Raw genomic sequence first — 10,234 nt, forward strand, 5'->3', positions numbered from 1 at the left:
AGCCTGTAAAGGAGAGCGTGGAAAAGATCGCTGCGCTTGGCTTGAAAAGCGTCGTGTTTGATCCGTGCGGCAACGTGCCTGACAGCGGTGACTTCATGAGCGTCATGAAGGCCAATGTGGAGGCGATGGAAAAGGCGTTTCAGTGACGTGTGCGAGTTTTAGGGATGAAAAGCCCGTTTGGAATCCCTAAGATAAGAAAAATTTAGATTTTGTGTTTGACCGGCTAATAAAGCCGTGGCAAGATGCGTTACCTTCATCACAAGCCATGAAAACCAATTCGACACATCTTAACTCATCCGCGCTCACCGAGCGTCTGGGAGAGATTTTGTGTGCCGGAAACGGTCGCCACTTTGGTGGCAGTGGCAAAGGTGTCATGCCCGCCTACCCGGCACAAGATCGGAGTCTCTCCATAACGAGATACAAACACGAGCAGGGCGCCTTGATGCCCACCTAGCCTCTCGAAGGCCAGTTTTCCGAAGGGAAGCCCTGCTCGCCACTCCAAGGCAGCAGGGCTTCTTCTTTTTTGCGATTCAAACTTCAACTCCATTTACTGACCATCCATAGATCCGACCAGCGGTCGCCATGACCGCCCCCCCCATAGCACGAAAAAACCCCGGCATCGACTGCAATCGACACCGGGGCCAGGCCGCCAGGCTGACTCCCGGAGGAGTCGTTTTGAGACGCCGTAGCAATGACCTGAGAGCAGGTTTGCACCCTCCATCCGAATGTCAACCATGACAGCCATCGAATACAGAAAGTTCCTATCCAAAAGCGAGGAACGCAGGGAATTCGTGTCCCGATTTCACAACCCCAAAAGGCTTCCCTGGGAGGTGTGCCATAAACACCGAAACATCCGCCGTGAAACACCTGCGGGTGCGACGCCAGCGATGGAGTGACACCACTCCATCCCGCGCGTGGCAGCGGTGTTCGTTCTATTTTGGCAGATCGTCCCTCGTCAGAGGGCGGTCTGTCATCCAAGGGCGCGGAGCGTGGCACTGTGGTGTGTGACTCTGTGGGAGAGAGTGGTGATTGGCCGCCTCCGCGTCCTTGGATGACAGAATGTGTCGATTTTTCAAACACGGCGGTGGCAGACAAGCAATGCGCGGGCTTCCAGAACCCGTTGATGTGGGCGCGATACCCACCCGCCGTGCCAATTTCCAATCGGAGCGTGGCTTCCTCAATGGCGCGCTTCCGATTCAATCTAGAACGCGGCGGTAGATCGTTAAAGAGGCGACCTGGTCTGTAACACCAGAGCTCATCCGAGCCAGCACGGAGCATTACCGTGACGCCGCACCATTTCAACGTGCCCACGCAAGCACGCGTTCACGGCAACAGATTCAGATGCCGCAACCGGCCCGTCGTGCCAGTTCGTGCTTCGCGTGGCACGTTTCATTTCAGAACGATGGCAGGGAGGGCCAGCGCTCCAGCGTGTCTCATACGCATGCTTCGCCGGTGCAACTCCGGCCCCTGCATCCATTTCATGGTCCGTTAGCTCAGTCCAGCAGAGCGCCCGCTTGTCGAGCGGAGGGGCGCGGGAGCAAAGCCCGCACGGACCGCCAGTTTCATGGGCCTGTGGTGTCAGAAGGAAGCACGGCTGTCTTGCACACAGCAGGTGACGGAGCGTTACCGTCCGGGTCCACCATTTTAGAATCCCCTGTGAGGTAAAGTAGCCTGTCGGCCTGTTAAGCCGGTTGTCGTGGTGCGAGTCCACGTCGGGGAGCCATTTCATATGCCCGCAAGGTGTAACGGATCTTTTGCATGCGCCGCTTCTAACGGTGGAGGTTCCAGGTTCAAATCCTGGTGCGGGTGCCAATTTCAAAGGAGCACGTCCGGCATAGACGAGGAAACGGTCCCGAAAACCGCTGCGCCGTAAACCGGCGTCCAGAGTGCGATTCTCTGGTGCTCCGCCAATCCATTTCATCCCTCCGTAGCTCAACAGCAGAGCACTCGCCCGATAAGCGAGCGACCGTGGAGCGTCACCACGCGGAGGGACCATTTCATTTTTCGCTGGATGGCTCAGACAGATGAGCGGCGGGCTGAAGACTCGCAGAGGTTGGCGCGCTACCAACTCCAGCGGCCATTTTTTCACGCGGCATTGATGTAACAGCAAGCATGTCTGTCTTCCAAACAGAGCGTGCCGGGGCAGCACCGGCATGCCGCACCATTTTTCAAAGCTCTCAAAGTGTAAGAGTCATGCACACCGCCGTGCGAAGGCGGAGGATCGAGGTGCAAGTCCTCGTGAGAGCACCATTTCATGCGGTCATCGTTCAATAGCAGGACGCGGCCATGCCAACGCTGCAATGCCGGTGCGATTCCGGCTGACCGCACCATTTCATGTCTTCGTGGCCGAAACAGAAAGGCACCTGTCTTGTAAACAGGTTCATGTGGGCGCGAATCCCACCGAAGGCTCCAGTTCAAATGCTTTTCATGGTGTAATAGCAGCACCGCTCTTTGTGAAGGAGACGGCGTCGGGGCAGAACCGACTGAGAAGCCCAAATTTCAAACGTGCGCACGGCGAAGTCGTCGAGCCAGTGGTTTGCAAGTCCACGCAACCCGGTGCGAGTCCGGGGCGCACGTCCATTTTTCAATCGGATACGAGAGAGCCAGCGAACTCGCTTGCCTTGGAAGCAAGAGGCGCCCGGGGCAGCACCGGGGTATCCGACCATTTTCATTGGTCCGTAGCTCAACAGCAGAGCACCAGGCTCATAACCTGAAGGGTGCTGGTGCAATTCCAGCCGGACCGACCATTTCAAAACAGCCCTGTAGCTCAATGTGAGAGCATGCGCCTTTGAAGCGCAGAGTTGATGGTGCGAGTCCATCCAGGGTCGCCATTTTTCATGCCCGCGTAGTCCAACAGCAGAGACAACCGTCTCAGAAGCGGTCGAGTGCAGGTGCAACTCCTGCCGTGGGCACCATCTTATGCTCCCGTAGCCCAAAGCAGAGGCCGCCGGTTTAAACCCGGTGTCAGTGTTGAGTGCGATCCTCACCGGGAGCACCATCAAACGCCTGTGTAGTCCAACAGCAGAGACAGCCTCCTCAAAACCGGCGCAGTGCGAGTGCGACTCTCGCCACAGGCACCATTCCAACATGCTCCCGTAGCTCAATGTATAGAGCGCCGCGCTTCGAACGCGGAGGTTGGAGGCGAAAGTCCTTCCGGGAGTGCCATTTCAAACCAAGGAACGTCAACCGGACCAGCGAGCCGGGACTCTTTGCTAAAGAGATCGTGCCGCCATCGCGCGGCTTGGGGAGCATGTCCTCGGCGTTCCGCCATTTTCACAAGCCCACGAATGCAAAGGCGTCGAGCAGCAGGTCCTTCAAATCTGTCCTAGCGGGTGCGAGTCCCGCCGTGGGTGCCAGTTTTTCAAAGCTCATGTAGTCCAACAGCAGAGACACGACGTCGAGAGCGTCGCCAGTGCGGGTGCAAATCCCGCTGTGAGCACCATTTTCGGTCCAAAGCTTAGACAGCGAAGCAGCCGGCTTTTAACCGGCATAGCAGGGTGCATGTCCCTGTGGACCGACCATTTTCCGCCTGTTGGTGAAACAGCATCACGTCTGGCTTACATCCAGGAATCGAGGGGGCAGCACCTTTACGGGCAACCAAACTTTTGCGGCAGCGAGAACAGGGTTCCTTCGTTGCAAACGGTACAGCACCAGGCCTTGCGTCTGGAATTGCGGGTTCGAGTCCCGCCGAGCCATCGGGAAGCCGCTGGCGGTTCACTCTGTTCGTCTTCCTCCGCAAAACCATCTTCCATTCTCTGAGGCAGCGAGGCCGGGGATCCTTCGGAAACCTTGGGTTCGAATCCCATCATCCCGGTGACAGGGATGAAAGCCCCGGCCAACTTCCTCCTCAGATTCATTCTCCAAACCCTTTCGCGGCAGCGAGAAGAGAGATACTTCGCCACCATCCAACGGAAGAGGCAGGCATGCCTCAACGGTCAACCCTCCGGCGGGCAGGTTCGCAGGGCCACGCGCAGTTTGGAGCCGGTTCGTTTCAGCGATCCCGGTTCACGGATGACCTCACAGTTCATTCGTCACTGCGCGGCTGAGTCCGTCGTTCTTGAGAACCGTCCAGCTCTTTTCATTTTTCTCCGCGATTCCTTTCATCCGCAGTTCCCACAAAGCTGCGGTTCATTTTTGGGGCAGTTAGATCAGGGATTCTTCGGCTCTTAACCGACAGGTCGCAGGTTCGAATCCTGCTCGCCCGACCTTACCGGGCGATAGCTCAGTGGTAGAGCGGTTCGGATGCTCACGCATCCGTTTCCCAGGTCACGTTTCTCCCCAAATCCTTTTCCGAAAACACATGCAACGATGCGGCAGCGATGCCGGGGTTACTTCGGGAACTGACACGGTCCACAAGACCATCAGGCGGCTCATCACGGGCCGGTCTCCCTGGCAAACTTCCTCCGCATTCCACCCCACCTAACCACCAACATGAAATTCAACTTCCTCAAGAAACGACCACGTGCTGACACGCTCAATCTCGCGGGTGGCGAGGCGTTCACCGAGACGCCGAAACTCGAGCTCGCCTCGATCATGCTCACGTCGATGCTCAAAGACGAGTTCTACCGCACGGCCGATGCCACGGCGAACCGCGTCAAAGAACTCATCGCGCAGATGAGCGACAAGCGTTTCGCCGCCAAGGCCGCGCTCTATGCCCGCAAAGAAGCCGGCATGCGCAGCGTGAGCCACCTCACGGCCGCCGAACTGGCGAAAAGCGTCAAGGGCGAGGCGTGGACGGCGCGGTTTTACGACCGTGTCGTGCATCGTCCCGATGACGCCATCGAGATCCTCGCGTGCTACCGCGGTGTGCATGGCAAAGTGATTCCGAACTCGCTCAAAAAGGGCCTCGGCCGCGCTCTCGCGCGTTTCGACGAGTATCAGCTCGCGAAATACCGCAAAGACCGCGCCGAGCTCTCGCTGGTCGATGTCGTGAACCTCGTTCACCCGCCTGCCACGGAAGCGCTGGGCAAGCTCGTCAAAGGCACGCTCGCTCCGGCGGAAACGTGGGAAACCAAACTCACGCAGGCTGGTGCCGCCGCGGAAAATGACGACGATCTCGCCGAGCGGAAACGCGAAGCTTGGTCGGAACTCATCCGCATGCGGAAGATCGGCTACTTCGCCCTGCTGCGAAACCTGCGCAACGTGCTCGAATCCGCTCCGGAGGCCGTCGATGCCGCGCTGGCGATGCTGCGCGATGAAAAACTCATCCGCAAATCGCTCGTGCTGCCATTCCGCTTCCAGACGGCGCTCGATGCCGTGCAGGCGAGTCATCTGCCACGCGCAGCCGATGCGCTCGCGTCCCTCAGCGACGCCGTGGACATCTCGCTCGCGAACGTGCCATCCTTCCCAGGCCGCACGCTCGTCGCGCTCGATGGTTCCGGTTCCATGGTGGGTCGTCCGCTGCAAATCGGCTCGCTGTTTGCCGCCACGCTGCTCAAGGCGAACGATGCGGATGTCATGCTCTTCAGCGACGGCGCGAAATACGTCACGCTGAACAAGCGCGACAGCACGCTGTCGCTGGCGCAGTGGCTTCAAGGCCAGGCGCAGTCCGCCGGCACCAACTTCCACTCCATCTTCCAGTGCGCAGACCGGGCGTATGACCGTGTCATCATCCTCTCTGACATGCAGGGCTGGGTGGGACACCAGGCGCCCGTGGACACGTTCCGCCGCTGGAAGGAGCGCCACCGCTGCGATCCGAAAGTGTTCAGCTTCGACCTGAACGGTTACGGTTCCCTGCAGTTCCCAGAGCGCCAGGTTTGCTGCCTGGCCGGTTTCAGCGACAAAACGCTCGAAACCCTGAAACTGCTCGATGCCGACCCAGGCGCGCTGATCCGCGTGATCGAAGCCGTGGAGCTTTAGTGGAACACAACTCACATGGCCAGCCGTCCATCACGGACGGCTGGCTTTCTTTTACCCATTGATAGAAAGGAGGTCCTCCATGCAAAACAACGAAGTATTCCAGCGCGTCCGCAACGCGCTCGCTCGTCTCGAAGACGAGCGGAACGTGCGCGTTCTCTACGCGTGCGAAAGCGGCAGTCGTGCGTGGGGATTCGCCTCGCATGACAGCGACTACGATGTTCGCTTTCTCTACGTTCACCCGAGCGACTGGTATCTGTCCGTCGAAGACCGACGCGACGTGATCGAGGAGCCGCTGAACGAGGAACTCGATGTCAGCGGCTGGGAACTGCGCAAGGCGCTGCGACTGCTCCGCAAGAGCAACCCTCCGTTGCTTGAATGGCTGAAGTCACCCGTTGTGTATCAGCATGACGCTGTCTTCACCCGCGAGTTCGGCGAGCTCTCGGAGCGCTTCTATTCGCCTCGTCGCTGTTTCTCCCACTACCTGCACATGGCGTCGGGAAACTGGCGCAGCTACCTCGAAGGTCGCGAGCAGGTCAGCCTGAAGAAGTATCTCTACGTCTTCAGGCCTCTGCTCGCCTGCAGATGGATCGAGCGTTCGCTCGGTCAGGTGCCAATGCTCTTCAATGAGCTGGTCGAGGGCGTGCTCGAAGAACGAGAAGTCCGCGATGCGCTCAACACACTCGTGACGCGTAAGCAAGCTGGTGATGAACTCTCCGTCGCACCACCCGACGAAGTGCTCTCGCGCTTCGTCGTTCAGGAACTGCAACGTCTGGAGGCTCTCAATGAGCCCGAAGATGTCGCAGGTGACGTGAGCGCCCTGAACAGCTTCTTCCGTCGCTATGCGCTGAAAGGCGTCTAGTCACTCGATTGCAGAACTGGCAGCTTGGAAGGGCCGCAAACCCTTCCAAGCTGTATTCGGCGATCATCAAAGAACGAACACCGCTGCCGGGATCCTCGTGCCCATTTCCCATCACTCCCATTCTCCAAATCAGAACCTCCACTCTTATGAAAACCCAAGATCTCATCCGCCTCGGCGTGCCTCAGGGCGCGGCGCTCAAGTCTGGCATGGAATTCATCGTGAATTTCATCGGCCAGGGCGGTGAACCTGCGCGTCTGGAGGAAGAACTCGGCGCGATCATCGCGACGCCGGAGGCGTTTCTCGGCGATCCGCTGCGCGAGGTCTTTGCGCGTGATCTGTATGCGCCTGCTTACAAGCAGCGCGATGAACTCGCGCCATGGCGTCAGTGGGGATCGGGTCTCGAAGCCGAGGCCGTGAAGCAGATGGCGAGCGCGTGTGCGCTGCCGGTTTCGGTGGCGGGTGCGCTCATGCCGGATGCTCACGTAGGTTACGGACTGCCAATCGGCGGCGTGCTGGCGACGGAAGGCTGCGTGATCCCTTACGCAGTCGGCGTGGACATCGCGTGCCGCATGCGTCTCACGGTTTACGACCGCAAGGCCAGCTTCATCGCGGGCCAGAAGGACCGTCTCGCGAACATCATCGAGGATGAAACACGCTTCGGGATGGGCTGCGAGTTCAAGAACCGTCGCGAGCACGATGTGATGGACGAGGACTGGAACGTTTCGCCGATCACGCGGCGTCACAAGGACAAAGCGTGGGCGCAGCTCGGAACGAGCGGTTCCGGAAATCACTTCGTCGAGTTCGGCGCCTTTGACGTGAACGCGGAGCAGTCCGCGGCGTTGAAGGAGTCCGGTTTCGACGTGCCGCAGGGCGAATACATCGCGCTGCTCTCGCACAGCGGTTCACGCGGTGCGGGTGCGCAGGTGTGCCAGCACTACAGCCGCATCGCGATGGACCGTCGTTACGATCTGCCAAAGGATCTGAAGCACCTCGCGTGGCTCACCTTTGAGGAAGAAGCAGGCCAGGAATACTGGGCTGCGATGAACCTCATGGGCCGTTACGCGGCGGCGAACCACGCGCTCATCCACAAACACATCGCGAAGAAGGTCGGCGCTCATGTCATCCTCGACATCGAGAACCATCACAACTTCGCCTGGAAGGAAACGCACGTGGTGAACGGTGCGGAGCGCGAGGTCATCGTGCATCGCAAAGGCGCGACGCCTGCGGGTGCCGGTGTGCTCGGTGTGATCCCGGGTTCGATGGCAACGCCAGGCTTCGTGGTGCGCGGAAAAGGCAACGCCGAGTCGCTTCACAGCGCCTCGCACGGTGCCGGCCGCGTGATGAGCCGCTCCAAGGCGGCGCAGAGCTTCACCTGGAGCGCCGTGAAAAAGCAGCTCGCCGCCGCCGGTGTCGAACTGCTCAGCGCGGGCATCGACGAGGTGCCAGGCGTTTACAAAGACATCCACGGCGTCATGGCCGCGCAAACGGACCTCGTCGAAGTCCTCGGCAAATTCGAGCCACGCATCGTCAAGATGTGTCCGGCAGGCGAAAAGGCGGAGGATTGAAGAACGAACATCGCAATCAGGGAGTGGCGACGACTTGTCGCCACTCCCCATCTCAAAGCCGACGAGCGTCGGCATTTCGAATTTATGAACGACCAACTCACCAAAAGCACCGTTCTCGTGCTCAACCGCAACTGGCAGGCCATCGGCGTCAAAACGCCGATGGAGGCCTTCAGCATGATCGCGAGCGGCGCGGCCACAGCGCTGGACATCGAAACCGGCGGTCACATTCGTCCGGTGACATGGAACGAATGGCTCACGCTGCCCGTGCGCGACGGCGACAACGTCATCGGCACGGTTAAAGGGCCAGTGCGCGTGCCTGCGGTGCTGGTGCTCGCCAAATTCGACAAGGTGCCCAAAAAGCGCCCGAAGTTCGGCGTGCGCGGCATCTGGGAGCGCGATGGCGGCACGTGCCAGTACACGGGTCGCAAGCTGCGTCCGCACGAAGGGAACATTGACCACATCGTGCCGCTATCCCGTGGCGGACCCACTTCGTGGGAAAACTGCGTGCTGGCCGACAAGCGTGTGAACAGCCGCAAGGGCTCTAAACTGCCTGAAGAGGCCGGTTTGAAGCTCCTGCGCCGACCCGCTGTGCCTCGCGAACTGCCGGTGACGCTGCTCATCAAGAACACGCACCGGGTGCGGGAGTGGGAGATGTTTCTTCCGGAATGACAGATGCCGTCGGGGATGACCCGGCGGCATTTTGTCGTTCAGGCGGGTAGAAACAAACTTGGCACTTGGCAAATCGCCGGTACTCGCCAGCGTAGGCGTCCAACATCAAGGAACGCAGCGTGACGCGTGCGCCCTTCGTGCCGAAATTCCCGACCTAGGAGCTGTGCATGAATGAAACGTTGACCAAGACAACTGTACTGGTGCTGAACAGGCACTGGCAGGCCATCGACTCGAAAACGCCCATTGAGTCCTTCAGCATGATGGCGGCGGGCAATGCGACCGCACTCGACATTCACACCGGAGGTGACATGCGGCCGGTGACCTGGGAGGACTGGTTGAAGCTCGAAGTCCGCGAAGGCGACAACAGCATCGGTACCGTGCATGGTCCGGTGCGCGTGCCTTCCGTGTTGGTGCTAGCCCGTTTTGACAAGGTGCCGAAGCGCCGTCCGAAATTCTGCGCGAAGGCGATCTGGGAACGCGATGGCGGCATGTGCCAATACACCGGGCGCAAGCTGCGGCCGCATGAGGGGAACATTGATCACATCATCCCGGTTTCGCGCGGTGGCGCCAGCAACTGGGAGAACTGCGTGCTGGCCGACCGCAAGATCAACAGCCGCAAGGGTAACAAACTGCCGGAGGAAGCCGGATTGAAATTGTTGCGACGTCCGTCTATTCCCCGTGAAGTGCCGGTGACACACCTCATCAAGAACCACCATCGCATTCGCGACTGGGAGATGTTCCTCGCGGGTGGCACCGGCGTGTTTGAGGTGTGAAAAAGAAAAGGGGCCGGAGCGGCCCCTTTTCGTGAAATGATCGGATGATCGCTCTCTTGGAATTTAGCCGAGCTTGGCGCCGAGGCGTTTCAGCATCGCGTCCAGCATGCGACCGTATTTGAGGTAGCTGTCATACTGCTCCTTCGCTTTCTGTTCAGGGGAGAGATCGTCAGCAGCGCCTGCTCCGTGGAAGACGACGGCGACGTGCGGTTCGATGCTGATGTAGCCTTCGTAGCCGGTCTCGACGAGATCCTTCATGATGCGCTCGGTCTGGCCTTCGCCTTCACCGGGGAAGGTGTAAACAGCGTCGTTCTTCGCCTTGTCCCAGATGCCGTCTTTGACGTGAACGTGGGCCATGAAGGGCTTGATGGCCTGATACATTTCCCACGCATCCTGCTTGTGGCCGGGCTTGTCGCGGTCGTCGATGAAGACGGGATTTCCTGTGTCAAACACCCACTTCATGCCTGGTACGGCATCGGCCATGCGCTTCACGTAAGTCGGGCTCATGC

The 10,234-nt window shown here is 59.4% G+C and carries 6 protein-coding genes and 16 tRNA genes; 21 read left to right on the forward strand and 1 reads right to left on the reverse strand.

Features of this window, described 5'->3' with window-relative positions; translation table 11 throughout:
- The first annotated feature begins 1,078 nt into the window (after window positions 1–1,078).
- From KDL09_RS22225 to KDL09_RS22325, 21 genes are all read left to right on the forward strand, one after another.
- A tRNA-Trp gene (locus tag KDL09_RS22225) sits at window positions 1,079–1,153 on the forward strand.
- A 329-nt stretch (window positions 1,154–1,482) separates the two neighbouring features.
- Window positions 1,483–1,559 (forward strand) — tRNA-Asp (locus tag KDL09_RS22230).
- 7 nt (window positions 1,560–1,566) lie between these two features.
- A tRNA-Ala gene (locus tag KDL09_RS22235) sits at window positions 1,567–1,642 on the forward strand.
- Between the two features lie 8 nt (window positions 1,643–1,650).
- A tRNA-Asn gene (locus tag KDL09_RS22240) sits at window positions 1,651–1,723 on the forward strand.
- Window positions 1,724–1,731: 8 nt separating this feature from the next.
- Window positions 1,732–1,812, forward strand: a tRNA-Arg gene (locus KDL09_RS22245).
- A gap of 277 nt (window positions 1,813–2,089) precedes the next feature.
- Window positions 2,090–2,164, forward strand: a tRNA-Gly gene (locus tag KDL09_RS22250).
- A 92-nt stretch (window positions 2,165–2,256) separates the two neighbouring features.
- A tRNA-Gly gene (locus KDL09_RS22255) sits at window positions 2,257–2,330 on the forward strand.
- A 6-nt stretch (window positions 2,331–2,336) separates the two neighbouring features.
- Window positions 2,337–2,412 (forward strand) — tRNA-Thr (locus tag KDL09_RS22260).
- A 260-nt stretch (window positions 2,413–2,672) separates the two neighbouring features.
- Window positions 2,673–2,747, forward strand: a tRNA-Ile gene (locus KDL09_RS22265).
- A gap of 92 nt (window positions 2,748–2,839) precedes the next feature.
- Window positions 2,840–2,915, forward strand: a tRNA-Leu gene (locus tag KDL09_RS22270).
- Between the two features lie 6 nt (window positions 2,916–2,921).
- Window positions 2,922–2,998 (forward strand) — tRNA-Leu (locus KDL09_RS22275).
- Window positions 2,999–3,004: 6 nt separating this feature from the next.
- A tRNA-Leu gene (locus tag KDL09_RS22280) sits at window positions 3,005–3,080 on the forward strand.
- A 9-nt stretch (window positions 3,081–3,089) separates the two neighbouring features.
- Window positions 3,090–3,165 (forward strand) — tRNA-Arg (locus KDL09_RS22285).
- A gap of 114 nt (window positions 3,166–3,279) precedes the next feature.
- Window positions 3,280–3,356: transfer RNA gene (locus tag KDL09_RS22290), tRNA-Glu, on the forward strand.
- A gap of 10 nt (window positions 3,357–3,366) precedes the next feature.
- A tRNA-Leu gene (locus KDL09_RS22295) sits at window positions 3,367–3,442 on the forward strand.
- Window positions 3,443–4,137: 695 nt separating this feature from the next.
- Window positions 4,138–4,204: transfer RNA gene (locus tag KDL09_RS22300), tRNA-Lys, on the forward strand.
- Window positions 4,205–4,431: 227 nt separating this feature from the next.
- On the forward strand, window positions 4,432–5,859 hold the full coding sequence (locus KDL09_RS22305) for a TROVE domain-containing protein (RefSeq protein WP_294390099.1): 1,428 nt from the start codon (window positions 4,432–4,434) through the stop codon (window positions 5,857–5,859).
- A 79-nt stretch (window positions 5,860–5,938) separates the two neighbouring features.
- Complete coding sequence (locus tag KDL09_RS22310; RefSeq protein WP_294390101.1) at window positions 5,939–6,718, forward strand: nucleotidyltransferase domain-containing protein; 780 nt, start codon at window positions 5,939–5,941, stop codon at window positions 6,716–6,718.
- 146 nt (window positions 6,719–6,864) lie between these two features.
- Entirely contained in the window at window positions 6,865–8,283 is a 1,419-nt protein-coding gene (locus tag KDL09_RS22315; protein ID WP_294390104.1) for an RtcB family protein, read from the forward strand.
- A gap of 84 nt (window positions 8,284–8,367) precedes the next feature.
- Window positions 8,368–8,952: an HNH endonuclease gene (locus KDL09_RS22320; RefSeq protein ID WP_294390106.1), complete on the forward strand. Its 585-nt coding sequence runs from the start codon at window positions 8,368–8,370 to the stop codon at window positions 8,950–8,952.
- A gap of 167 nt (window positions 8,953–9,119) precedes the next feature.
- A complete protein-coding gene (locus KDL09_RS22325) occupies window positions 9,120–9,725 on the forward strand; it encodes an HNH endonuclease (RefSeq protein ID WP_294390109.1) in 606 nt (201 codons plus the stop codon).
- 63 nt (window positions 9,726–9,788) lie between these two features.
- Here KDL09_RS22325 and KDL09_RS22330 read toward each other — a convergent pair.
- A partial coding sequence (locus KDL09_RS22330) for a TIM barrel protein (RefSeq protein ID WP_294390111.1) occupies window positions 9,789–10,234 on the reverse strand: 446 nt, incomplete at its 5' end.

It is taken from the genome of Prosthecobacter sp. (assembly GCF_020439865.1).
Lineage (GTDB): Bacteria > Verrucomicrobiota > Verrucomicrobiia > Verrucomicrobiales > Verrucomicrobiaceae > Prosthecobacter.

Bases quoted from the DNA above. Each gene is read 5' to 3' on its own strand.
- KDL09_RS22325 (WP_294390109.1), top strand. From the start codon at position 9,120: ATGAATGAAACGTTGACCAAGACAACTGTACTGGTGCTGAACAGGCAC.
- KDL09_RS22315 (WP_294390104.1), top strand. From the start codon at position 6,865: ATGAAAACCCAAGATCTCATCCGCCTCGGCGTGCCTCAGGGCGCGGCG.
- KDL09_RS22310 (WP_294390101.1), top strand. From the start codon at position 5,939: ATGCAAAACAACGAAGTATTCCAGCGCGTCCGCAACGCGCTCGCTCGT.
- KDL09_RS22305 (WP_294390099.1), top strand. From the start codon at position 4,432: ATGAAATTCAACTTCCTCAAGAAACGACCACGTGCTGACACGCTCAAT.
- KDL09_RS22320 (WP_294390106.1), top strand. From the start codon at position 8,368: ATGAACGACCAACTCACCAAAAGCACCGTTCTCGTGCTCAACCGCAAC.